Here is a 24,798-nt window from a genome sequence, read left to right on the forward strand (position 1 = left end):
AATCCGGCGTGGGGACCCAAGCTACTTCTCGGTCGCAAGACCTGGATCCACACGGTCGCCCACGCCGGGCTCTCGGCACCCAAGGTGCCAGATTGGCAAGAGATAAGATCCACGCCATGCGTGGATGGGGTGATTGGGAAAAGCGGTGCGAACCAAGGTTCGCACCCACCGGGGATCGCTTCGCACCGCCCAGGCATCGGGCCCTCAACAGACATCGGCATCGGTTCGCCCCGGCCAGAGATCGGTGTGCACCAGCCAGATGGCAGGACGTTACAATCCCTCCGCGCGCAGCCAGCGCCACAGCGTGGTGCGTGAGACGCCCAGCGCCTGTGCCATGCCTTCGCGGTCATTGCGGTGTTCCTGCAACAGCGTTTCCAACTGCGCACGCGGCGGCCGCTTGCCGTTGCTTTCCACCGGTAGCGCAGCGGCGCCCTCATTCACCAGCTCGGGTGCCAGCTGCAGCAGTCGCGCGGCATCAATCAGCCCTTCACCGGGTTGCCAATGGATGCGCAGCCGATCCACCAGATTGCGCAATTCGCGCACGTTTCCGGGCCACTCGGCGGTGGTCAGCACCGCCAGTGCCTCCGCATCCAGTGGCGCGTCGATACCACGCAGCTGGCGGAAGAAATGCTGCGCCAGCAGCGCGATGTCACCGCGCCGGGCACGCAGTGCGGGCAGGGCGATGCGCAGCGCGGCCAGGCGGTAATACAGGTCGCGGCGGAAGCTGCCGGCCGCCACGCGCTGCTCGAGCGACTGCAGGGTCGCGGCCACCACGCGAAGGTCGACCGGGGTCGGCTCGGTGGCACCGACACGCAGTACCTCGCGTTCTTCCAGCACCCGCAGCAGGCGGGTCTGCAGTGGCAGCGGAAGTTCGCCGATTTCATCCAGGAACAGGGTGCCGCCGTCAGCGGCCTCGACCAGGCCGACGCGGCCGCCACGGCGTGCGCCGGTGAAGGCGCCATCGCTGTAGCCGAACAGCTCCGCTTCCAGCAGCGATTCGCTGATCGCGCCACAGTTCAGTGCCACGAAGCGGCCACGGCGTCCGCTGGCGGCGTGCAGCTGGCGCGCCACCAGTTCCTTGCCGGTGCCGGTTTCGCCGGTGACCAGTACGGTGCTGTCATGCGGGGCGTACAGCGTGATCTGTGCGCGCACCTGTGCCATGGCCTCGCTGTCGCCGAGCAGGTCGTGGGCATCGCTGCGCGGTGCGGCACGGCGGCGCGGCGCGGGCCGGCTGCCGCCGGAGCGGGCCAGGGTCTGGGTCAGTTCCAACGCGTGCTCGAACGCTTGCCGTACCGAATCTGCCGAGTACAGCAGCACGCCGGGCAGTCCGGCCTGTTCGGCGTGGTCGATGGCCATGCCGGTGCCGACGATCACCTCGATGCCGTTGGCGCGCAGGTCGGCGATGCAGTCGCGGGCGTCCTCGCGGGTGACGAAGCGGCGATGCTCGATGTCCAGGCCGAAGCTCTGCTGGAAGTTGCTGAACACCGGCACGTCGCTGGCGTGGGTGACCAGGCCGATACGGCCGGCGATCCGACGTGCGCGCGCCAAGGCTTCCATCAGGTCGAAGCCGTTGGCCTGGATCGGCACCAGCGGCAGCTCCAGCCGGCTGCGCAGCCAGGCCGCGTTGGAGCCGCCGGCGATGACCACGTCGCAGTGCTCGCGGCGCAGGCGCTGGCCGATCACGTCCACCGCTTCCTCGAAGCCGAGGTTGATCTGCTCGACACGCGCGCGGCGATCGAACTCGGGAATGACGTCGCCGAGAAGACCGGTCAGCCGCGAGACGCTGACGGTCCAGATCACCGGCCGACTGGGGTCGGCATCGGCGTGGCGCAGGGGCGAGCGGGGCAGGTACATGACGGCGCGCGTTGGATGGGATGTTTCATGATACATCTGTTTCAATGTTTCATATGTTTCACTGTTGCGTGGGCGTCATTCCCGTGAAATCAACGGCTTGCAGCTTGGCATGGTGTTTGCGCTCTCTATCCCGTACTTCAACCTGGATTGCCGCATGACCGCTTCCACTCCTTTCTCCGCCGGTGCCCGCTTCCGTGAGGCGCTGGCTGCCGAATCGCCGCTGCAGGTGATCGGCGCGATCAACGCCAACCACGCCCTGCTGGCCAAGCGCGCCGGCTTCCGCGCCATATACCTGTCCGGCGGCGGTGTTGCCGCGGGCTCGCTGGGCCTGCCGGACCTGGGCATCAACACCCTGGAAGACGTGCTGGTGGACGTGCGCCGCATCACCGATGTCTGCGACCTGCCGTTGATGGTCGACATCGACACCGGCTTCGGCCCGAGCGCGTTCAACATCGCGCGCACCGTGAAGTCGCTGATCAAGGCCGGCGCGGCCGCCTGCCACATCGAAGACCAGGTCGGCGCCAAGCGCTGCGGTCACCGCCCGGGCAAGGAGATCGTCTCGCAGGGTGAAATGGTTGACCGCGTAAAGGCCGCTGCCGATGCCAAGACCGACCCGGACTTCTTCCTGATCGCACGCACCGACGCCATCCAGGTGGACGGCGTGGACAAGGCCATCGAGCGCGCCATTGCCTGTGTCGAGGCCGGTGCCGACGGCATCTTCGCCGAGGCGGCCTACGATCTGGACACCTACCGCCGCTTCGTCGACGCGGTGAAGGTGCCGGTGCTGGCCAACATCACCGAGTTCGGTGCCACCCCGCTGTTCAGCCGCGATGAACTGGCTTCGGCCGGCGTTGCCATCCAGCTGTTCCCGCTGTCGGCCTTCCGCGCCGCCAACAAGGCGGCCGAGAACGTCTACCAGGCGGTGCGCCGTGATGGCCATCAGCGCAATGTGGTGGAGACCATGCAGACCCGCGAGGAACTCTATGACCGCATCGGCTATCACGCCTTCGAGCAGCAGCTCGATGCACTGTTCGCCGCCAAGAAATAAGCAGTACCCTGCACCATCAAGTTTTCGGAGGGAAACATGAACGATACGACCGCAACCCCGACCTTCAAGCCGAAGAAGTCCGTCGCCCTGTCCGGCACCGCTGCCGGCAACACCGCGCTGTGCAGCGTGGGCCGCAGTGGCAACGACCTGCACTACCGCGGCTACGACATCCTGGACCTGGCCAACACCAGCGAGTTCGAGGAAATCGCCTACCTGCTGGTGCACGGCAAGCTGCCGACCCGCGCCGAGCTGGTCTCGTACAAGGCCAAGCTGAAGTCGCTGCGTGGCATTCCTGCTGCGGTGAAGGCGGCGCTGGAAGAGCTGCCGCCGTCGGCGCATCCGATGGACGTGATGCGCACCGGCGTGTCCGTGCTTGGCTGCGTGGCGCCGGAGAAGGATGATCACAACCATCCGGGCGCGCGCGACATCGCCGACAAGCTGATGGCCTGCCTCGGTTCGATGCTGCTGTACTGGTACCACTGGAGCCACAACGGCCGCGCCATCGACGTGGAAACCGACGATGACTCGATCGGTGGCCACTTCCTGCACCTGCTGCACGGCGAGAAGCCGCAGGAGTCGTGGGTGAAGGCGATGCACACCTCGCTGATCCTGTACGCCGAACACGAGTTCAACGCCTCGACCTTCACCTGCCGCGTCATCGCCGGTACCGGCAGCGACATGTACAGCGCGATCTGCGGTGGCATCGGCGCGCTGCGCGGTCCGAAGCACGGCGGCGCCAACGAAGTGGCGTTCGAAGTGCAGAAGCGCTACGACAGTCCCGATGAGGCCGAGGAAGACATCAAGGCCCGCGTCGAGCGCAAGGAAGTGGTGATCGGTTTCGGCCACCCGGTCTACACCGTCTCTGATCCGCGCAACAAGGTGATCAAGGACGTGGCCCGCGAGCTGTCCGAAGAGCAGTCGAGCATGAAGATGTACAACATTGCCGAGCGCCTGGAATCGGTGATGTGGGACATCAAGAAGATGTTCCCGAACCTGGACTGGTTCAGCGCCGTCAGCTACCACATGATGGGCGTGCCGACCGCGATGTTCACTCCCCTGTTCGTGATCGCCCGCACCGCCGGCTGGAGCGCGCACATCGTCGAGCAGCGCATCGACGGCAAGATCATCCGCCCGAGCGCCAACTACATCGGTCCGGAAGACCGCGACTTCGTCGCCATCGACAAGCGCGTCTGATCCACCTGCCGTACCCATCCGGCCGGCCGCGTGCCGGCCGGGTGCTTTCGCCGCCGCACCGCCGGCACCCGGCCCGCCCCAAGTACTCCGCCAGCCCATGAATACCGATTACCGCAAGAACCTCCCCGGCAGCGCGCTGGATTATTTCGACGCGCGTGCCGCTGTCGATGCGATCCAGCCCGGCGCCTACGCCACCCTGCCGTACACCTCGCGCGTGCTGGCCGAGAACCTGGTGCGTCGCTGCGATCCGGCCACGCTCGGCGATTCGCTGAAGCAGCTGATCGAGCGCCGTCGCGACCTGGATTTCCCGTGGTTCCCGGCGCGCGTGGTCTGCCACGACATCCTCGGCCAGACCGCGCTGGTGGACCTGGCCGGCCTGCGTGATGCGATCGCCGACAAGGGTGGCGACCCGGCCAAGGTCAACCCGGTTGTGCCGGTGCAGCTGATCGTCGATCACTCGCTGGCGGTGGAGTGCGGTGGTTTCGATCCGCAGGCGTTCGAGAAGAACCGCGCGATCGAGGATCGCCGCAACGAAGACCGTTTCCACTTCATCGACTGGACCAAGCAGGCGTTCCAGAACGTGGACGTGATTCCGCCGGGCAACGGCATCATGCACCAGATCAACCTGGAGAAGATGTCGCCGGTGGTCTACGTGCAGGACGGCGTGGCCTTCCCGGATACCTGCGTGGGCACCGACAGCCATACCCCGCACGTGGATGCGCTGGGCGTGATCGCCATCGGTGTGGGCGGCCTGGAGGCCGAGAACGTGATGCTCGGCCGTGCCTCGTGGATGCGCCTGCCGGACATCATCGGCGTCGAGCTGACCGGCCGGCCGCAGCCGGGCATCACCGCCACCGACGTGGTGCTGGCGTTGACCGAGTTCCTGCGCAAGGAGCGTGTGGTCGGCGCGTGGCTTGAATTCTTCGGCGAGGGTGCCGCGGCACTGACCATCGGTGACCGTGCCACCATCTCCAACATGTGCCCGGAATACGGTGCCACCGCCGCGATGTTCTACATCGACGCGCAGACCACCGATTACCTGCGCCTGACCGGGCGCGAGGGGTCGCAGGTAGCGCTGGTGGAAAACTACGCACGCACCACCGGTCTGTGGGCCGACGATCTGGCGACCGCGCAGTACGAGCGCGTGCTGCGCTTCGACCTGTCCAGCGTGGTGCGCAACATGGCTGGCCCGTCCAACCCGCACAAGCGCGTGGCCACTGCCGAGCTGGCCGAGCGCGGCATCGCCGACGAGGCCAAGCTGGAAGCGGGCAAGGCCGAGCAGGCGCAGGGCCTGATGCCCGATGGCGCGGTGATCATCGCGGCCATCACCAGCTGCACCAACACCTCCAATCCGCGCAACGTGATCGCCGCAGCACTGCTGGCGCGCAACGCCAACGCGCGTGGCCTGCAGCGCAAGCCGTGGGTGAAGTCGTCGCTGGCGCCGGGCTCGAAGGCCGTGCAGCTGTACCTGGAAGAAGCCGGCCTGTTGCCGGACCTGGAAAAGCTCGGCTTCGGCATCGTCGCTTTCGCGTGCACTACCTGCAATGGCATGAGTGGTGCGCTGGATCCGAAGATCCAGCAGGAAATCATCGACCGTGACCTGTATTCCACGGCTGTGCTGTCGGGTAACCGCAACTTCGATGGCCGCATCCATCCGTACGCCAAGCAGGCCTTCCTGGCGTCGCCGCCGCTGGTGATCGCCTATGCCATCGCCGGCACCGTCCGCTTCGATATCGAGAAGGACGTGCTGGGCGTGGATGCCGACGGCAACGAAGTGCGCCTGAAGGACATCTGGCCCAGCGATGCCGAGATCGACGCGGTGGTGAAGGCCTCGGTGAAGCCCGAGCAGTTCCGCAAGGTCTACAACCCGATGTTCAACGTGCGCGTGGAGCACGGCGCCGCGGTCAGCCCGCTGTACGACTGGCGCCCGCAGAGCACCTACATCCGTCGTCCTCCGTACTGGGAGGGCGCACTGGCCGGCGAGCGCACGCTGGCAGGCATGCGCGCGCTGGCGGTGCTGCCGGACAACATCACCACCGACCACCTGTCGCCGTCCAACGCCATTCTGGCGTCCAGTGCCGCCGGCGAATACCTCGCGAAGATGGGCCTGCCGGAAGAGGACTTCAATTCCTACGCCACCCATCGCGGCGACCACCTGACCGCGCAGCGCGCCACCTTCGCCAATCCGAAGCTGTTCAACGAAATGGTGCGCAATGACGACGGCAGCGTGAAGCAGGGTTCGCTGGCGCGCGTGGAGCCGGAAGGCAAGGTGATGCGCATGTGGGAGGCGATCGAGACCTACATGGAGCGCAAGCAGCCGCTGATCATCATCGCCGGCGCCGACTACGGCCAGGGCAGCTCGCGTGACTGGGCCGCAAAGGGCGTGCGCCTGGCTGGCGTCGAGGCGATCGTGGCCGAGGGCTTCGAACGCATCCACCGTACCAACCTGATCGGCATGGGCGTGCTGCCGCTGGAGTTCAAGCCGGGCACCACCCGCCTGACCCTGGGGATCGACGGTACCGAGACCTTTGACGTGATCGGCGAGCGTACCCCGCGTGCCGAACTGACCCTGGTCATCCACCGCCGCGACGGCCAGGACGTGATCGTGCCGGTCACCTGCCGCCTGGACAGCGACGAGGAAGTGGCGATCTACGAGGCCGGCGGCGTGCTGCAGCGCTTCGCCCAGGACTTCCTGGAAGGCGCCAAGGTGGCGTAAGGCAGCAGATAGCTGACTTGTATCGAGTTGCCGCCATGCTGGCTTCGGCCCGCATGGCGGTGGTCACGGAGGAGAGGGGTGTTGCCCCATCTGCATGGGAACGGCGTTCTACAACATCGCAGGCACGGTCAACACCGCCTTCATCCTGCTGAGCCTATTGGGTGTGGGCGCGCAGTTGCGCCTGGTGCGCAACCGTCGGGAGCGTGCGGACGCGACTGACAGCGCCACTGCAGTATTGTCGCTGAATCAATTCACGGTCAGCTTCCTGGCGTACCTGTCTTTCTTCGTCTATGGCTACAGCGTCACGCCGTTCAATCACTTCATTGTCTGGCCACGCTTGCTCGCGTCGGTGCTGGTCATGGCCATCCTGGTGGAGATCTGGCGCGACCGACGGAATCGCTCCGCGACGACCAGCGTGTTGGCAGCCGCGCTGCTGCTGATCTGCGCGCTGACCGGCTTGGCCTGGGGTGATCGTCACGCGGACGAGGGCAGGGTGGTGGCCAGTACGATGATCGTGGCCATCACTGCCTTGCTGGCGCAGGGCTACACGCATCAGATCCTGTTGATCCTTCGCAATGGCCATACCGGTGCAGTGTCGCTGCGGATGAGCCAGTGGATCCTGCTCATGGACCTGTCCACGATCGTATTTGCCTTCGCCATGGGCCTACGGATGGGATGGCCGTTGCTGCTGCTGGCAGTGGTGAGTGGCAGTACCAAGCTGGTCATCCTGTACCTGTTCCGATGGCAGCAGGGAACGTCCGCGCGGGCGCGGCGAAGTCATACTGGAGCGCCTGCGTGATGGCGAAGGCCTCTTTAAGCAACGGCTGGCGCTTTCTGCCCTTGTCGTTGCCTTTGGTGCCTCGCAGACTGTCGCGTGACAGTTCCGCAGTGGAGGTCTATATGGTCAATGTCAACGTGGTGCTGACTGATGAGCTCAAACAGTTCGTGGACCAGGAAGTTCGTGAAGGCGACTACGCCAGCGCTTCCGAGTACGTTCGCGACCTTATCCGTCAGCGTCGGCGAAGCAAGGCTGAAGACCTGCTTCGCCAGTTGATCGCTGAAGGTCTTGCTTCGGGGCCTCCGGCCCCCTGCCTCTGGGGCACTTCCAGAAACTGCTCGAGCGCGCATCGAATCGAAGATGAAGCCAGTACATATGGCCCACCTTAGGGCGGTGCACGGCTCCCAGAGAATTGTTTCACTGCACACAGGAACCCGATCCATGACCTTCCTCCCGCAACTCCGTATTCCCGCCACCTACATGCGTGGTGGCACCAGCAAGGGCGTGTTCTTCCGCCTGCAGGATCTGCCGGAAGCCGCGCAGGTGCCGGGTGCCGCACGCGATGCGCTGCTGATGCGCGTGATCGGCTCGCCAGATCCGTATGGCAAGCAGACCGATGGCATGGGCGGTGCAACGTCCAGCACCAGCAAATGCGTGATCATCTCCACCGCTTCGGTGCCGGACCACGATGTGGACTACCTGTACGGCCAGGTCTCGATCGATACCGCCTTCGTCGACTGGAGCGGCAATTGCGGCAACCTCAGCACCGCGGTGGGTCCGTTCGCGATCGCCCATGGGCTGATCGATCCGGCCCGGGTGCCGCGCGATGGCCTGTGCACCGTGCGCATCTGGCAGGCCAACATCGGCAAGACCATCATCGCGCACGTGCCGATGCGCGATGGCGAAGTGCAGGAGACCGGCGATTTCGAGCTGGATGGCGTGACCTTCCCGGCGGCCGAGATCCAGCTGGAATTCATCGATCCGTCCGATGACGGTGATGCGGGCGCGATGTTCCCGACCGGCAATCTGGTCGATACATTGGACGTGCCCGGCGTGGGCAGCTTCGAGGTGACCATGATCACCGCCGGCATCCCGACCATCTTCCTCAACGCCGCCGACCTCGGCTACACCGGGACCGAGCTGCAGCCGGCAATCAACGAAGACAAGGCGGCACTACAGAAGTTCGAGACCATTCGTGCCTACGGCGCGCTGCGCATGGGCCTGATCAACACGCTGGAAGACGCGGCAACCCGCCAGCACACACCGAAGGTCGCCTTCGTGGCACCGGCACAGGACTACGTGTCGTCCAGCGGCAAGGCCATTCCGGCCTCGGCGATCGACCTGCATGCGCGTGCGCTGTCGATGGGCAAGCTGCATCACGCGATGATGGGGACCGCCGCCGTGGCGATCGGTACCGCAGCGGCGATCCCGGGCACGCTGGTCAATCGCGCCGCCGGCGGCGGCGAACGCGAAGCGGTGACGTTCGGCCATCCCTCCGGCACGTTGCGCGTGGGTGCGCAGGCCGGTCTCGTTGACGGCCAGTGGACGGTGACCAAGGCCATCATGAGCCGCAGCGCCCGCGTGCTGATGGAAGGCAAGGTGCGGGTACCGGTCGAGTAACCAGCCGAACGGCGCCGGCATCACATGCTCTGGTGGATGCCAACCTTGGTTGGCATTGCATTGGCACCGCCCGGGTACGGTCCAGCGCCAACCTAGGTTGGCGATTACCGGGAGGCGCGGCCTGACCTGCTTCTGAAGAGGAGATCGACGATGTCCGACAGCCACACCCCATCCAACGAGCGTGCAGCCTGGGATGCGCTGCTGGTGGACATCGTCGATTACGTGCGCGACGCGCGCATCGACTCACCGCTGGCGTTCCAGACCGCGCACCACTGCCTGCTCGATACGCTGGGCTGTGGCCTGGAAGCGCTGTCCTTCCCGGCCTGCAGCAAGCTGCTCGGTCCACTGGTGCCGGGCATCAGCGTAGTCAACGGCGCGCGCGTACCGGGCACGCACTACGTGCTGGATCCGGTGCAGGCCGCCTTCAACATCGGCGCAATGGTGCGCTGGCTGGATTTCAACGACACCTGGCTCGCCGCCGAATGGGGGCACCCGTCGGACAACCTGGGCGGCATCCTCGCCGTCTGCGATTGGCTGGGCCGCAACGCGCAGGCCCTGCGCCGACCGCCGCCGACCGTGCACGACGTGTTGCTGGCGATGATCAAGGCGCACGAGATCCAGGGCGTGCTGGCCCTGCAGAACTCCTTCAACCGGGTCGGGCTGGACCATGTGGTGCTGGTCAAGGTCGCCACCACGGCGGTGGTCTCGCAGCTGCTCGGGCTGGACCGCGAGCGCATGCTCAATGCGCTGTCGCTGGCCTGGGTCGATGGCCAAGCGCTGCGCACCTACCGGCACGCACCCAACACCGGCTCGCGCAAGAGCTGGGCGGCCGGCGATGCGACCAGCCGTGGCGTGCGCCTGGCCTTGATGGCAGCCAGCGGTGAGATGGGCTATGCCAGCGTGCTGAGCGCGCCAACCTGGGGCTTCGAGGCCGTGTCCATGCGCGGTCAGGCACTGACGCTGGGGCGACCGTTAGGCAGCTATGTGATGGAGAACGTGCTGTTCAAGATCAGCTACCCGGCCGAGTTCCACGGCCAGACCGCAGTGGAGGCCGCGGTCATGCTGCACCAGCAGTTGCTTGCGATGGGGCGGCGGGTCGAGGACATTGCGCACATCGCGATCCGGACCCAGGAAGCCTGCATCCGCATCATCGACAAGCAGGGCCCACTGCATAACCCGGCCGACCGCGACCACTGCGTGCAGTACATGGTCGCCATCGCATTGCTGCATGGGCGGCTGGTGGCAGAGGACTACGAGGACGATGTGGCGGCGGATCCGCGCATCGATGCACTGCGCGCGAAGATGGGCTGTCATGAGGATCCGCAGCTCAGCGCCGATTACCTGGACCCGGACAAGCGCAGCATCGCCAACGGCCTGAGTGTGCGCTTCAGCGACGGTACTGAGCTGCCCGAGGTACTGGTGGAATACCCGCTGGGCCACGCGCGCCGACGTGAGGAGGGCATTCCGTTGCTGATGGACAAGTTCCGCCGGCACCTGGCCCACCGCTTCCCGACCACCCAGCAGCAGCGCATCCTGGCCGCATCGCTGGACCCTGTGGCGCTGGCGGCGATGCCGGTGACCGACTACGTGGACCTGTACCTGCCGGGCTAGAGCGATCGGTAGTGCCGGCCGCTGGCCGGCAATTCCATCCAATCTGCCATGCCGGTTGCCGGCCAGCGGCCGGCACTACCCGCACTTGGGGCAATTGCCGAATTCGCGTCAACACCTTGACGTGGCCTGCCTATAATGGCCGCCTCGATCAAGGAGTGACGACATGAGCGGTCCGGCACGGCGGAAGCGGTGGGGATGGGCGGCGGCGGTACTGGCAGGAGGCCTGTTGCTGGGCCTGGCTGGCTGCCGCAATGACAGCGGGCAGCTGCCCAAGGCCAGCGGTGAAGCCATCACCACCAAGGCCGAGCAGGTGAAGGAATTCACCCTGCTGCGTGCCTACCCGGACCAGAAGAATGACGGCCTGTCGCTGGCGCTGGAGTTCTCGCGCCCGCTGGTCGGCACCCAGGATTTCGACAAGCTGGTGCGCTTCGAAGAGAAGGTCGGCACCGACGACAGCAGCTGGACGCTGTCCGATGACGGCCTGACCCTGCGCTACCCGTTCGTCGAGGCCGGCAAGGAGTTCAGCCTGGTGGTCTCGCCGGACCTGCTGGCCGCCGATGGCAGCCGCCTGGGCAAGGAGCTGAAACAGAAGGTGTTCAGCGGCGAGCTGAAACCGGTGGTCGGCTTCGCCTCGCAGGGCAGCGTGCTGCCGGCCAAGGACAGTCGTGGCCTGCCGGTGGTCTCGGTGAACGTGCCGGAGGTCGACGTCGAGTTCCTGCGCGTGCGCGAGAAGGACCTGCCGACCTTCTTCAGCCAGTACCAGCGCGGTGGCCGCCGCGGCAGCTGGGAGCTGAGCAGCGACTACGAGCGCAGCCCGATCAACAAGCTGGCAGAGCCGGTCTACGTCAACCGCTTCATCCTGGGCGGCAAGAAGAACGAGCGGGTGCTGACCTACCTGCCGACCCAGGACATCAAGGAACTGCAGGAGCCGGGCCTGTACTTCGCCCTGCTCAAGCGCACCGGTGACTACGAAGGCGAGTTCGATACCGCGTTCTTCTCGGTCAGCGACATCGGCCTGCATACCCGCGCCTACAAGGACAAGCTGTTCGTCCATACCGCCGGCCTGAAGGACGGCGCGCCGCTGAAGGGCATCGACCTGCGCGTGCTCGATGCCAAGGGCGAGGTGGTGCTGAAGGGCAGCACCGACGGCAATGGCAATGCGCTGCTGAACTACACCCTGGATGCCACCCACGTGCTGGTCGCCAGCACCGGCAAGGACACCAGCTTCCTGCCGTTCAACCAGCCGGCGCTGGACCTGAGCGAATTCGCCGTGGCCGGCCGTGACAATGCCTGGTTCGACGTCTACGCCTGGTCCGGCCGCGACCTGTACCGCCCGGGCGAGACCGTGCGCCTGTCCGCCCTGCTGCGCGACAACGACGGCAAGCCGGTCAAGGCGCAACCGGTATTCCTGCGGCTGAAGCAGCCCGACGGCAAGACCTTCCGCGAGACCCGCCTGCAGCCGGGCGACCAGGGCTACATCAACTTCGAGCAGGTCATTCCCGCCGAGGCGCCGACCGGGCGCTGGCAGGTCGAGTTCCGCACCGACCCGGCCAGCAAGGAAGCGATCCAGGGCATGACCCTGCGCATCGAGGAATTCCTGCCGGAACGCATGAAGCTGGACCTGGACAGCGCGCAGAAGACGCTGAAGCCGGGTGAGGACCTGCGCCTGCAGGCCAATGGTGCCTATCTGTACGGGGCACCGGCCAATGGCAACCGCTTCACGGCACGTATGGCGGTGGCCGCCGAGCAGAAGCCGGTGGAGGGCCTGCCGGGCTATTTCTTCGGTGACCCGACCCTGCAGCTGCCGCGCGAGGCCAAGGACGTGATCGATACCACGCTGCCGGGCAACGGCCAGCTGCGTGAGGACGTCGCGTTGCCGGAAGAGGCAGCCAAGGCCAAGGCGCCGATTGCCGTAGTGCTGTCCGGCAGCCTGTATGAAACCGGTGGCCGCACGGTCACCCGTACCCTGAAGCGGGTGATGTGGCCGGCCAACGCCCTGGTCGGTGTACGCCCGCTGTTCAACCCGGAGGACGGTGCCGATTCCAACGGCAACGCGCGCTTCGAATTGATGCGCGTGGATGCTGCTGGTACGCCGCAGCCGGCCAAGGGCTTGAAGATCACTCTGGTGCGCGAGCTGCGCGACTACCACTGGACCTTCAACGACAACCGCTGGGACTACGATTTCACCCGCCGTTTCGAGAACAAGGAAACCCGCACCGTCGATGCCGGCAGCAGTGCGGTCGCCTTCGATTTCCCGGTGGAGTGGGGCGAGTACCGGGTGGACGTGTTCGACCCGTCCACCGGCCTGACCAGCCGTTACCCGTTCCGCGCCGGCTGGAGCTGGGGTGATGACAACCGCGGCCTGGACGCGCGCCCGGACAAGATCAAGCTGGGCCTGGACAAGACCGGCTACAAGGCAGGCGACACGCTTGAGGTGACGGTGACCCCGCCGCACGCCGGCAAGGGCATCCTGATGGTCGAGACCGACCGCATGCTGTACGTGCAGGACATCGACGCCAAGCCGGGTTCGACCTTCAAGATTCCGGTCACCGCTGACTGGGAGCGCCACGACGTCTACATCACCGCGCTGGTGTTCCGCGGCGGCAGTGCGCCGAGCAAGATCACCCCGGCCCGTGCGGTGGGCGTGGTGCACGTGCCGATGGACCGCAAGGGGCGCACCGTGGCCGTCGGCCTGGCAGCGCCCAAGCAGATGCGACCGGAACAGGACCTGCCGGTGACGGTCAGCGCACCGCAGCTGGCCGGCAAAATGGCGCACGTCACGGTCTCGGCGGTGGACGTGGGCATCCTCAACATCACCCGCTTCCCGGTGCCCGATGCCGGTGCGCACTTCTTCGCCCAGCGTCGCCTCGGCATCGATGCCTACGACATCTACAGCCGGGTGATCGAGAGCTTTGACGGCGGCGCCGGCAAGCTGAAGTTCGGTGGCGACATGGCGCTGCAGGCGTTGCCGCAGGCCAAGCGCCCGACCGCGCGCGTGCAGACCGTGGACCTGTTCTCTGGCCCGGTGCAGCTCGATGCCAAGGGCATCGCCCGCATCCGCCTGAAGGTGCCGGACTTCAACGGCACCCTGCGGGTGTCGGCACTGGTCTACAGCGATGACCAGTACGGCAAGCGCGACGTGGAAACCGTGGTGCGTGCGCCGATCCTCGCCGAAGCCAGCATGCCGCGCGTGCTCGCTCCGGGCGACCGCAGCACCGTGACCCTGGATGTGCAGAACTTCACCGGCAAGCCGGGCCAGTTCAACGTGAAGGTGGAAAGCGAGGGCCCGCTGAACCTGGGCGAAGGCAGCCGCAGCGTGCAGTTGAATGCCGACGCCAAGACCACGTTGAGCTTCCCGCTTTCGGCACGCGAGGGCCACAGCGTGGCCAAGGTGCGGGTGCGGGTGGACGGCAACGGCTTCAAGGCCGATCGCCGTTACGACCTGCCGGTGCGTGCGGCGTGGCCGCAGGTGCTGCGTTCGCAGGTGCGCACGCTTGATCCGTTGGCCGCGGTCAGCCTCGATAACAGCCTGACCGATGGCCTGATGGCCGAGTCGGTGAATGCCCGCCTGCTGGTCAGCCCGCTGCCGCCGATCCCGTTCGCCAGTGCGCTGCAGGGTGCATTGAACTACCCGTATGGCTGTGCCGAGCAGACCACCAGCAAGGGCTACGCCGCGCTGATCCTGGACCAGGCAACATCGTCGATGCTCGGTGCCGACGGGCTGGATGCCAAGACCCGCCGCGAGCGCATGGAAGGTGCGTTTGGCCGCCTGGCGTCGATGCAGGTGGCCAATGGCAACTTCTCGATGTGGGGTGACGACGGCTACGTGAACCCGTGGCTGACCCCGTACATCACCGAGTTCCTGCTCGATGCCAAGGACGCCGGCTTCGCCGTGCCCGACAACGTGCTGCAGAAGGCACTCAACCGCCTCAGCGAGGATCTGCTGTCCGGTGGCAACCAGTTCTATGGCCAGGACGACCGCGAGAAACTGAAGTTCGCCAACCAGGCGTACTCGGGCTACGTGCTGGCCAGGGTCAACCGTGCGCCGCTGGGTACCCTGCGCACGCTGTACGACAACGAGCGCAGCAAGGCGGTCGGCGGCCTGTCGCTGGTCCACCTGGGCGTGGCGCTGTCGTTGCAGGGCGATGCCAAGCGCGGCCAGGCCGCGCTGGCGGCGGCCTTCGCCAAGTCCAGCAGCGAACGCCCGTCGTACTTCGGCGACTACGGCAGTGCGATCCGTGATGACGCGCTGATGATCGCGCTGACCCACGAAAACAAGCTGGCCAAGCCGGCCTGGGATGCACGTGCGGTTGACCTCGGCCGCGGCCTGGATGCGCGCCGCAATGCCGGCTGGATGTGGCTGAGTACGCAGGAACAGGTGGCGATTGCCCGCCTTGGCAAGGCGCTTGCTGCCAACCAGAAGGCGCTGGTGGCCGGTGAACTGGTGATCGGTGGCAACACCGAAGCCATCGGCGAACGCAAGCTGTTCGGCCGCAACTTCAGTGCAAATGAACTCGCCAGCGGCGTGCGCTTCACCCCGCAGGGCCAGCCGCCGATGTTCGCCAGCATCGACGTGGCCGGTATCCCGCGCAGCGCGCCGGCACCGGATAACAGCGTGCTGGGCGTCGAGCGCAGCTACTACGGCACCGATGGCAAGCCGTGGTCGCCGCGGCCGCTGAAGGAAGGCGAAGCCCTGATCGTGCGCGTCACCGTCACCGCTGACACCACGATGCCCGATGCACTGCTGACCGACCTGCTGCCGGCCGGCCTGGAGATCGAGAACTTCAACCTGGGCGATGCCAAGCAGTGGGCCGACGTGGTGGTCGATGGCATCACCATCAGCGACCGGGGTGAAGCCGCCGATACCAAGCACGAGGAATTCCGCGACGACCGCTACGTGGCCGCGCTGAATCTCTCGCGTGGCAGCAAGGCCAACGTGTTCTACCTGGTGCGCGCGGTGACCCCGGGTACCTACTCGGTGCCGCCGCCGCTGGTGGAGGACATGTACCGGCCGCAGCTGCGCGGCGTCGGCCGCAGCAACCCGACCACGATCACGGTGGTACAGCCTTGATCCCACGGATGGGCCGCGACGGCGCGGCCCGTCCAGCTGGCAAGCTCCAATGCGGCACGCTGCAATGACGAACACGATGACGACCCGGCGGGCGGCCCTGCGCCGCCGGCTGCAGCCGCTGTGGCCGTGGCTGCGCTTTGGTACGGCGGCCACGCTGGCACTGCTGCTGGTGCTGGATTTCGCCTTCCCGCCGCCGCTGCCGAAGCAACGCGATACCAGCACCCTGGTGGTGGCTGCCGATGGCACGCCGCTGCGTGCGTTCGCCGACGCCGAGGGCGTGTGGCGTTATCCGGCATCGACCGACAGCGTCTCGCCGCTGTACCTGCAGGCGCTGCTGACCTACGAAGACCGCTGGTTCTGGCGCCATCCGGGCATCAACCCGCTGGCGATCCTGCGTGCCAGTGGCCAGCTGCTGCGCGGTGGTCGCATCGTGTCCGGTGGTTCGACCCTGACCATGCAGGTCGCACGCATCCTCGATCCGCATACGCGCACGCCCTGGGGCAAGCTCAAGCAGATGCTGCGCGCGGTGCAGCTGGAAGTGCACCTGAGCAAGCAGCAGATCCTGGCCCTGTACCTGGAACGCGCACCCTACGGCGGCACCATCGAGGGCGTGGAAGCGGCCAGCTGGGCCTACCTGGGCAAGCCGGCGGCGCAGCTGTCGCATGCCGAGGCGGCGTTGCTGGCGGTGCTGCCACAGGCGCCGAGCCGGCTGCGCCCGGACCGCCATCCGGAAGCGGCGCAGAAGGCGCGCGACAAGGTGCTGTCACGCATGGCCGAGCTGGGCGCGTGGACAGCGGAAGAAGTGGAAGATGCGCGCATCGAGAACGTGGTCGCACGCTCGCTGCGGCCGCCGCTGCATGCCGCGTTGCTGGCACAGCGCCTGCACTCGGCGCATCCGGGCCAGGCACGCATCCAGAGCAGTATCGACATCGGCCTGCAGCGCACCCTGGAAGAACGCGTGGCCAGCTACTTCTCCACGCTGCCCGAGCGCACCTCGGCGGCCCTGCTGGTGGTCGACAACCAGACCCTGCAGGCGCGTGCCTATGTCGGCACGCTGGCGTTCGGTGACCGCCAGCGGCTTGGCCACGTGGACATGGTGCAGGCCTGGCGCTCGCCTGGGTCCACGCTCAAGCCGTTCCTGTATGCAGTGGCGCTGGACGATGGCCTGATCCATTCGGAAAGCCTGCTGGTCGATGCGCCGCAGAGTTTCGGCAGCTACCGCCCCGGCAACTTCGACATGGCCTTCAATGGGCCGATCGGCGCCTCCAGCGCGCTGCGGCTGTCACTCAACGTGCCCTCGGTGGACCTGCTGCAGCGGGTCGGTCCGGCGCGCTTTGCTGCGCGCCTGTCGCACTCCGGCATCCAGCTGCGCTTCCCGCCGGGCAGCACGCCCAATCTGTCGCTGATCCTGGGCGGCACCGGTGCGCGGCTGGAAGATCTGGTCGGTGCGTTCGCCGCGCTCAACCGCAACGGCATCGCTGGGCGCGTGCGCTACACCGATGACGAACCGATGATCGAGCGTCGCCTGGCCTCGCCGGGCGCCAGCTGGATCGTGCGCGAGATGCTGGAATCGAATCCGCGGCCGGGGTATAGCGTCGGGACGTTCGATGTCGGTGGCCGCCCGCGCGTGGCGTGGAAGACCGGCACCAGTTACGGGTACCGCGATGCGTGGGCGATCGGCAGCACCCGCCACTACACCGTGGGCGTGTGGGTGGGTCGGCCGGACGGCACACCGCTACCGGGCCAGTACGGCGCGGTGACCGCGCTGCCGCTGATGTTCGAGGTGGTGGACAGCCTGCCGCGCCAGCGCGGTGACTCGGCCGCTGCGCCGATGCCGGCCAGCGTCAGCCAGGAAGACATCTGCTGGCCGACTGGTGAGCGTGCCGAAGGCCTGCCTGCTGCGCTCTGCCAGCGGCTGATGCCAGCCTATCTGCTGGAAGGCGCGGCACCACCGACCTTCCCCGAACGCGACGCACGGCGCTGGCAACCGGGTCGGCAGCGCTACCTTGCCGATGCGCGTACCGGTCTGCGCGTGTCAGCCGATTGCCGCTTGCCGCACGAAGAAGTCGCGCGCGAGATCGCGCGCTGGCCAGCGTTGCTGTCGCCGTGGCTGTCCAAGGCCACGCGCGAAGCCTCGCAGCTGCCGGCGCTGTCGCCGGACTGCCGTGATGATGGCCGCGAGGCCAGCGTTGCGCTGCACATCGATGGTCTCAACGATGGCGCCACGCTGGCGCGCGCGCCGAATTCGGAACATGGCGTACGCCTGCAGCTGCGCGCGCTGGGCAGCGAGCAGGCGGTGGACTGGTTGCTCGATGGACGCTGGATCGCACAGACGCGCGGTGCGCAGCTGATGCAGCGCGAGTTCGCCGAGCCGGGCGCGCACACCTTGACCGCGCTGGCGGCAGATGGCGCGTGGACACAGATAAGGTTCAACGTCCTGCGGTAGGTGCCAACCTTGGTTGGCACGCGATGAATGCGCCCACCAGGGTGGGCATCTGCCAAGGCGTATGCGGGGCCGCTATTCCCCGATCCACCCATCCAGCAGGTCGGCGAACTCGTCGGCGTGCTCTTCTTCCTGCGCCAGGATCTCTTCAAGGATGCGCTTGGTGGTGGTATCGCGGTCACCGATGAAGTTGATCATCTCGCGATAGCTGTCGATGGCGATGCGCTCGGCCACCAGGTTCTCGCGCACCATGTCGCGCAGGTCGCTGCCTTCCTTGTATTCGGCGTGCGAACGCGCGGTCAGCGTATCCGGGTTGAGATCCGGCTCGCCGCCCAGCTGGACGATGCGCTCGGCCAGCTTGCCGGCATGCGCCTGTTCCTGCTGTGCATGTTCCAGGAACTCGGCCTTGACCGCGTCGGCCAGCATGCCCTTGGCCATGAAGTAGTGCCGGTAGTAGCGCAGAACGCAGACGTACTCGGTGGCCAGTGCGTCGTTGAGCAGCTTGATCACCACCTCGCGGTCAGCGCTGTAGCTGTCTGTGATCGCGCCGTCTTCGAGGTTGCGCCGGGCGCGTTCGCGCAGGGTCGCGCGATCGCTGATGCCAGGAACGTTCGCGGCGGGCTTGCTGGCTTTGGCTGGCTTGCTGGACATGGCTGGCCGTTTCCTTCTGCGGTGGGGAATCAGGTGGGGAGATGCTCCAGCACGTATTCGGCCGAAGACACTTCGAACTGGCCGGGCTGTTCAACCCATGCCTCTCGAACTACGCCGTCGTCGACGTACAGGGCAAAACGAAGCGAGCGGATTCCCATGCCCGACGCGCTCGCATCAAGCTCCAGACCCAGGGCGCGGGTCAGCTCGGCATTGCCGTCGGACAGCATCAGAAGGCCGTCGGGCACGCTCTGGTCGGCGGCCCAGGCCTTCATCACGAACGGGTCGTTGACGGCCATGCAGTAGACGTCGATGCCGCGCTGGCGGAAGGCCTCGAACTTTTCGACGTAGCCGGGAAGGTGACGTGCCGAGCATGTCGGGGTGAACGCGCCGGGCACGGCGAACAGCACCACCTTGCGCGCATCGAACATCGAATGCGTATCAAGCGTTTCAATGCCCTCGCGGATGCGCTTGAGGGTCACTTCCGGAATGCGGTCGCCGACATGGATGGTCATGGGAACTCCTTGCTGGGGCAGGCTAGTGGGCCGGATGGGACAGGGGCGTCAAGACATTGGAAACCCGGTGTGCAGGCCCCATCTTCCGGCTTTGTGGCAGGGGCTTCCAGCCACAGCGTGGCGCACGGGGATGGCAGCCGCATTGCGCAGGATCAGTCGGCCTCACCGGGGCCGCACGAGGGGCGGCGTAGCCTCGCAGGCGCGTAGAATGAACCCGGGGCGGCGCCACCGGCGCGGCCGAAGCGAATCGAGGTAGCTGGATGGAATTCAAGGATTACTACGCCACCCTGGGGGTGGAACCGAGCGCGGGCGAGGCGGAGATCAAGACCGCCTACCGCCGGCTGGCACGCAAGTACCACCCGGACGTCAGCAAGGAGGCTGGGGCCGAAGACAAGTTCAAGGCGGTCAACGAGGCCTACGAGGCGCTGCGTGATCCGGAAAAGCGCGCGGCCTACGACCAGCTGCGCGCGCAGGGCTATCGCCCGGGCGAGGAGTTCAACGTGCCGCCGAACTACGGCGGCGCCGGTGGTTTCAATTTCGAGGAAGTGTTCGGTGGCGGCGGCCCCAACGGCGGCTTCAGCGACTTCTTCGAAAGCCTGTTCGCGCGCCAGCGCGGTGGAGCGGGCGCGGGGGCCGGTCCGGGCTTCAGCAGCCAGGGCCATGCGCCCAACCGCGATACCCGCGCCAAGCTGTCGGTGCCACTGGAAGCGGCCTACAGCGGCGACAGCCTGCGCATCACCGTCAACGGCAAGCAGCTGGACGTGCGCGTGCCCAAGGGCATCCGCCCGGGCCAGGTGATCCGCCTGGCAGGGCAGGGCAACCATGGCGGCAACCTGCTGCTGGAAGTGGAATACGCCGCCCACCCGCAGTTCGAGGTCGATGGCCGCAACATCCTCTATACGCTGCCGCTCACGCCGTGGCAGGCCGCGCTGGGCACCAGCATCAGCGTGCCGACCCTGGGCGGCGCGGTGGAACTGAAGATTCCGGCCGATTCCGATGCCGGCCGCAAGCTGCGCCTGCGCGGGCGTGGCCTGCCGGGCAACCCGGATGGCGACCAGATCGTCGAGATCGAGATCGTGGCCCCGGCTGCGACCGACGAGGCGCAGAAGAAGGCGTACCGCAATCTGGCCAAGGCGTTCGGCGAGACCATTTGAAGGTACTGCCGGCCGCTGGCCGGCAACTTCATTGCCCTGGACGGTGATGCGTGGTTGCCGGCCAGCGGCCGGCACTACCGCGCGCGTCTCAGCCCTGGCCCGCGAACACGCGCTCCAGCACCTCGGACAGCTCGTCTTCCGAGAACGGCTTGGTGATGTAGGCCTTGGCGCCCTGGCGCATGCCCCACATGCGGTCGGTGTCCTGGTCCTTGGTGGTCACCAGGATCACCGGGATATGCCGGGTCGCCTCGTCGCGGGCGAGGGTACGGGTGGCCTGGAAGCCGTTGAGGTTGGGCATCACCACGTCCATCAGGACCAGGTCGGGCAGCTCGGCCTTGGCGGTTTCGACCCCGGCGGCGCCATCAGTGGCGGTCAGGATCTGGTGCCCGAGCTTCTCGACGATGCGCTGTATCCCCAACAGCTGCGACGGTGAGTCGTCGACGATCAGAATGCGTGCCATGTTGTTCCCCATGTAATGCCCGCAGTGTAGTGCGGGCCCATTACCGGCGGGAGGGCCGCGTCTGCCGTCCGTCGCCTGCCTGCGACGTTCAGTCGATCCGCACCACGGTGCGACCCAGCGAACCGCCCGCCAGCATCCGTTCGAACACGGCAGGAAGGCCATCGAGGCCGACTTCGGCGGTGCAGATGCGGTCCAGGTGCTGCGGCTTCCAGTCACTCCCCAGCCGCGACCACACTTCCTCACGCAGTCCGCGTGGCGCATTGGCCGAGGACACGCCCAGCAGCGAGACACCGCGCAGGATGAACGGCATCACCGTCATGTCCAGCGTCGGACTGGCTGCCAGGCCGGCACTGACCACGCTGCCGTAGGGCACGGTCTGCGCCAGCAGGCTGGCCAGCATGTCGCCTCCGGCATTATCGAGGCCACCCCCGAAGCGGGCCGACTGCAGCGCGCCGGTGTCGGCCAGCGCGTCGCGCGGCAGTACCTCGGTGGCGCCGATGCTGCGCAGGAATCCTGCCTGGTCCGGCTTGCCGCTGACCGCGTGCACGCTGTAGCCGGCACGGCTGAAGATGGACAGCGCCAGCGCACCGACACCGCCGCTGGCACCGGTGACCGCCAGCGGGCCGAGTTCCGGGGTCTGGCGGTTGTCCTGCATGCGCAGCAGGGCCAGCGCCGCAGTGAAGCCGGCGGTGCCCAGCACCATCGCCTCGCGTGGGGTCAGCCCGGCAGGCTGGGCGATCACCGCGCGCGATTCCAGCCGCACGTACTGGCTGTAGCCGCCGTCGCGGGTCTCGCTGAGGCCGCAGCCGGTGGCCAGCACCGCGTCGCCTTCACGCCAGTCCGGGTCGGTGCTGGCGACCACGGTGCCGGCCACATCGATGCCGCCCACCAGCGGGAAGCGGCGCAGGATCTTCCCTTTTCCAGTACCGGCCAGCGCGTCCTTGTAGTTGACCGAGGACCAGTGGGCGCGGATCAGCACCTGGCCGGGGTTGAGGTCGTCGACCCCGAGCCGGACCAGGCCGCTGCGGTAGCCGGCGTCGTCGTTTTCGATGCGGAAGGCGGTGAACGGGGTGGTGGGGGCCATCGGCGTTGCCTGACTTCGAGGAAAACGCCACCTTACCCCGTTGCCCCCCTTTCGATCCTGCCGATCCGCCCCATCTTGTATGATCGGTGATGGTTTCACGGCTGGCGGTGCGGGAAGGGCCCGCGCCGCAGCCCAAATCTTGATGGAGCGTGCATGGCCTGGAATACACCCGGCGGCAACAAGGGCGGACAAGGCCCCGAGGACAATCGACGCGGGCCGTTCGGGTCACGCGGCGGTGGCAATGGTGGTGGCTGGGGCGGTTTGCCCGGGCCGCTGAAGGACCTGTTCGACGGCGGCATCGTGCGTTGGGTGGTGGCAGCCGTGGTGCTGCTGGTGCTGTTCTCCAGCTTCCAGCTGATCGGCGAACAGCAGCGTGGCGTGGTGCTGCGCTTCGGCCAGTTCTCGCGCATCCTGCAGCCCGGCCCGAACTTCAAGCTGCCGTGGCCGATCGAATCGGTCACCAAGGTCAACGCCACCGAGATCAAGACGTTCTCGATCCAGGTGCCGGTGCTGACCCGCGACGAGAACATCGTCAACGTCTCGCTGAACGTCCAGTACCGCATCGACGACCCGCAGCAGTACCTGTTCGGCACCGTCGATGCCAACCAGGTGCTGGAGCAGTCGGCGCAGAGCGCCGTACGCGAGGAAGTCGGCCGCGCCGATCTCAACGCCGTGCTGAACAACCGTGGCCCGCTGGCCGTGGCCGCCGAGGAGCGCCTGCAGGCGCTGCTGAAGGCGTTCAAGACCGGCCTGACCGTGACCGGCCTGACCCTGCAGGATGCCCGTCCGCCGGAAGAAGTGAAGCCGGCCTTCGACGAGGTCAACGGTGCCCAGCAGGTCAAGGAACGCCTGATCAACGAAGCCCAGGCCTACGCCGCCAAGGTCGTGCCGGAAGCCCGGGGCCAGGCCTCGCGCGCCCGTACCACCGCTGAAGGCTACAAGCAGGCCGTGGTGTCCAAGGCCGAGGGTGACGCGCAGCGCTTCAGCCTGTTGCAGGCCCAGTACAAGGACGCCCCGGAAGTGACCCGCAAGCGCCTGTGGCTGGAGACCGTGCAGCAGGTACTGAGCGAGAACCGCAAGGTGATCGGTGGCGATGGCCGCCAGCTGATCTACGTGCCGATGACCGGCGATACCCGTCCGAGCACGTCGGCTCCGGCCGCAGTGGCCAACCCGGACGTGGTGATGCCGTCGCTGCCGGGTGCAGCGGCGGAAGCTTCCCGTGATCCGGGCCGGCCGGTGGGCCGCCCGACCGGGCGACCGAGCGGCCGTGAGGAGGGCAGCCGATGAAGAGTCCTATCTGGATCGCCGTGATCGTGGCGGTGGTGCTGGGCCTGCTCGGCTCGGTGTACGTGGTCCGTGAGGACCAGACCGCCATGGTGCTGAACCTGGGCAAGGTGGTGCGTTCGGACATCAAGCCGGGCCTGCACTTCAAGGTGCCGGTGGTGGAAACGGTGAAGGTCTTCGACCGCCGCTTCCAGGTGCTCGACACCGCACCGGCGCGCTACTTCACCGCCGAGCAGAAGGACGTCAGCGTCGACTTCTTCGCCATCGGCTACATCTCCAACGTGGGTGACTACTTCCGTGCCACCGGCGGCGATCCGCGCATCGCCAACGCCCGCCTGGCACCGATCATCACCGACTCGCTGCGCAACCAGATCAACTCGCGCACCCTGCAGCAGCTGGTCTCCGGCGACCGCAGCGAGCTGATCGCCGAGCAGCTGAAGGGGATCAACGAGGCGGTGGCCGGCCTGGGCATGCAGATGATCGACCTGCGCATCAAGCAGGTGGACCTGCCGACCGACAGCCAGGTGATCAACGATGTGTACGAGCGCATGCGTGCCCAGCGCAAGCAGGAAGCCGCAAAGCTGCGCGCGGAGGGCGAGGAGCAGTCGCTGACCATCCGCGCCCAGGCCGACCGTGACAGCACCGTGCTGATCGCCGAGGCCGAGCGTGATGCCCAGCGCCTGCGCGGTGAAGGCGATGCCGAGGCGGCGCGCATCTACGGCAAGGCCGGCTCGGCCGATCCGTCGTTCTATGCGTTCTACCGCAGCCTGGAGGCCTACCGTGGCTCCATGACCGACGGCAACGGCGTGATCGTGCTCGACAAGAACGACCCGTTCCTGCAGTACCTGAAGAACGACCGCTGAGGTCGCAGGGCAGTACCCCACGGGGCCCGGCCAAATGCCGGGCCCCGTGCTTTTTCCGGAGTCCCCCCATGAAAGATCTGTTTGCCGCTGTCTGCCTGGTCGCGGTGCTGGAAGGCCTGTTCCTGTTCGTCGCCCCGTTCGCCTGGAAGCGCATGGCCGAGCGCCTGCTGGACCTGCCCAGCCCGGCCCTGCGCAGCTTCGGTGGGCTGGTGCTGCTGGCAGGCCTGAGCCTGCTGTGGTGGGCCCGCCACTACCGCCTGCGTTCACATGCGTGGCCCGGCTCTGGTGGATGCCAACCTGGGTTGGCATTGCCGGCCAGCGGCCGGCACTACCGGGCGGAGCAGCTGACCGACCTGCTCCTGCGTGGCCAGGCTCTGGTGGATGCCAACCTTGGTTGGCATTGCCGGCCAGTGGCCGGCACGACCGGGCGGGGCGGCTGACCGGCCGGTAAAGCC

Annotated in this window: 17 protein-coding genes and 1 pseudogene; 13 read left to right on the forward strand and 5 right to left on the reverse strand. The window is 66.9% G+C overall.

From position 1 onward, the window contains the following. Window positions 1-270 precede the first annotated feature (270 nt). Window positions 271-1,854, reverse strand: coding sequence for a propionate catabolism operon regulatory protein PrpR (gene prpR / locus H4O10_RS18540; RefSeq protein ID WP_049431674.1), 1,584 nt, complete (start codon window positions 1,852-1,854; stop codon window positions 271-273). Window positions 1,855-2,008: 154 nt separating this feature from the next. On the opposite strand from prpR, the gene prpB reads away from it, so the two are divergent. From prpB to pbpC, 9 genes are all read left to right on the forward strand, one after another. Further along, the gene (gene prpB / locus H4O10_RS18545) at window positions 2,009-2,902 is read left to right on the forward strand and encodes a methylisocitrate lyase (RefSeq protein ID WP_010482769.1); all 894 of its coding nucleotides are present in this window, start codon (window positions 2,009-2,011) and stop codon (window positions 2,900-2,902) included. Between the two features lie 36 nt (window positions 2,903-2,938). Further along, window positions 2,939-4,096 (forward strand): 2-methylcitrate synthase, encoded by a 1,158-nt coding sequence (gene prpC, locus H4O10_RS18550; RefSeq protein WP_005410655.1) that lies wholly within the window; start codon window positions 2,939-2,941, stop codon window positions 4,094-4,096. 97 nt (window positions 4,097-4,193) lie between these two features. Next, window positions 4,194-6,812 (forward strand): Fe/S-dependent 2-methylisocitrate dehydratase AcnD, encoded by a 2,619-nt coding sequence (gene acnD / locus H4O10_RS18555; RefSeq protein WP_049454657.1) that lies wholly within the window; start codon window positions 4,194-4,196, stop codon window positions 6,810-6,812. Between the two features lie 94 nt (window positions 6,813-6,906). Next, window positions 6,907-7,611: a hypothetical protein gene (locus tag H4O10_RS18560; protein WP_049454659.1), complete on the forward strand. Its 705-nt coding sequence runs from the start codon at window positions 6,907-6,909 to the stop codon at window positions 7,609-7,611. After that, window positions 7,611-7,979 (forward strand): type II toxin-antitoxin system ParD family antitoxin, encoded by a 369-nt coding sequence (locus H4O10_RS18565; RefSeq protein ID WP_231522733.1) that lies wholly within the window; start codon window positions 7,611-7,613, stop codon window positions 7,977-7,979. The genes H4O10_RS18560 and H4O10_RS18565 overlap by 1 nt, the downstream gene beginning before the upstream one ends. Before the next feature lie 52 nt (window positions 7,980-8,031). Next, window positions 8,032-9,210 carry a 2-methylaconitate cis-trans isomerase PrpF gene (gene prpF, locus H4O10_RS18570; RefSeq protein WP_033835382.1) on the forward strand — a complete coding sequence of 393 codons (1,179 nt, stop codon included), beginning with the start codon at window positions 8,032-8,034 and terminating at the stop codon, window positions 9,208-9,210. Between the two features lie 150 nt (window positions 9,211-9,360). After that, the gene (locus tag H4O10_RS18575; protein ID WP_049454661.1) at window positions 9,361-10,821 is read left to right on the forward strand and encodes a bifunctional 2-methylcitrate dehydratase/aconitate hydratase; all 1,461 of its coding nucleotides are present in this window, start codon (window positions 9,361-9,363) and stop codon (window positions 10,819-10,821) included. A gap of 163 nt (window positions 10,822-10,984) precedes the next feature. Continuing rightward, window positions 10,985-15,892: an alpha-2-macroglobulin gene (locus H4O10_RS18580; RefSeq protein ID WP_049454663.1), complete on the forward strand. Its 4,908-nt coding sequence runs from the start codon at window positions 10,985-10,987 to the stop codon at window positions 15,890-15,892. A 64-nt stretch (window positions 15,893-15,956) separates the two neighbouring features. After that, the gene (pbpC, locus tag H4O10_RS18585; protein WP_049454664.1) at window positions 15,957-18,338 is read left to right on the forward strand and encodes a penicillin-binding protein 1C; all 2,382 of its coding nucleotides are present in this window, start codon (window positions 15,957-15,959) and stop codon (window positions 18,336-18,338) included. A gap of 72 nt (window positions 18,339-18,410) precedes the next feature. On the opposite strand, the gene H4O10_RS18590 is transcribed toward pbpC, so the two are convergent. Then, window positions 18,411-18,986 carry a ferritin-like domain-containing protein gene (locus tag H4O10_RS18590; protein ID WP_005410647.1) on the reverse strand — a complete coding sequence of 192 codons (576 nt, stop codon included), beginning with the start codon at window positions 18,984-18,986 and terminating at the stop codon, window positions 18,411-18,413. Between the two features lie 29 nt (window positions 18,987-19,015). After that, window positions 19,016-19,498, reverse strand: coding sequence for a peroxiredoxin (locus H4O10_RS18595; protein WP_049454666.1), 483 nt, complete (start codon window positions 19,496-19,498; stop codon window positions 19,016-19,018). A 260-nt stretch (window positions 19,499-19,758) separates the two neighbouring features. On the opposite strand from H4O10_RS18595, the gene H4O10_RS18600 reads away from it, so the two are divergent. Beyond that, window positions 19,759-20,652: a DnaJ C-terminal domain-containing protein gene (locus H4O10_RS18600; protein WP_005410645.1), complete on the forward strand. Its 894-nt coding sequence runs from the start codon at window positions 19,759-19,761 to the stop codon at window positions 20,650-20,652. A gap of 88 nt (window positions 20,653-20,740) precedes the next feature. Here the strand turns inward: H4O10_RS18600 and pilH are convergent, their stop codons facing one another. Together pilH and H4O10_RS18610 are read right to left on the reverse strand one after the other, a co-directional pair. Then, window positions 20,741-21,112, reverse strand: a complete 372-nt coding sequence (pilH, locus tag H4O10_RS18605) for a twitching motility response regulator PilH (RefSeq protein ID WP_005410644.1) — start codon at window positions 21,110-21,112, stop codon at window positions 20,741-20,743. An 88-nt stretch (window positions 21,113-21,200) separates the two neighbouring features. Then, complete coding sequence (locus H4O10_RS18610) at window positions 21,201-22,196, reverse strand: YhdH/YhfP family quinone oxidoreductase (protein WP_005410643.1); 996 nt, start codon at window positions 22,194-22,196, stop codon at window positions 21,201-21,203. A 153-nt stretch (window positions 22,197-22,349) separates the two neighbouring features. On the opposite strand from H4O10_RS18610, the gene hflK reads away from it, so the two are divergent. From hflK to H4O10_RS22435, 3 genes and pseudogenes are all read left to right on the forward strand, one after another. Then, window positions 22,350-23,483, forward strand: a complete 1,134-nt coding sequence (gene hflK / locus H4O10_RS18615) for an FtsH protease activity modulator HflK (RefSeq protein WP_005410642.1) — start codon at window positions 22,350-22,352, stop codon at window positions 23,481-23,483. Then, complete coding sequence (locus H4O10_RS18620) at window positions 23,480-24,343, forward strand: protease modulator HflC (RefSeq protein ID WP_005414169.1); 864 nt, start codon at window positions 23,480-23,482, stop codon at window positions 24,341-24,343. The genes hflK and H4O10_RS18620 overlap by 4 nt, the downstream gene beginning before the upstream one ends. A 68-nt stretch (window positions 24,344-24,411) precedes the next feature. Beyond that, window positions 24,412-24,594, forward strand: a pseudogene (locus tag H4O10_RS22435) (DUF2065 family protein); the annotation flags it as partial. Window positions 24,595-24,798: the final 204 nt, after the last annotated feature.

The organism is Stenotrophomonas sp. I18B00994, from assembly GCF_014145825.1.
Classification (GTDB): domain Bacteria; phylum Pseudomonadota; class Gammaproteobacteria; order Xanthomonadales; family Xanthomonadaceae; genus Stenotrophomonas; species Stenotrophomonas maltophilia.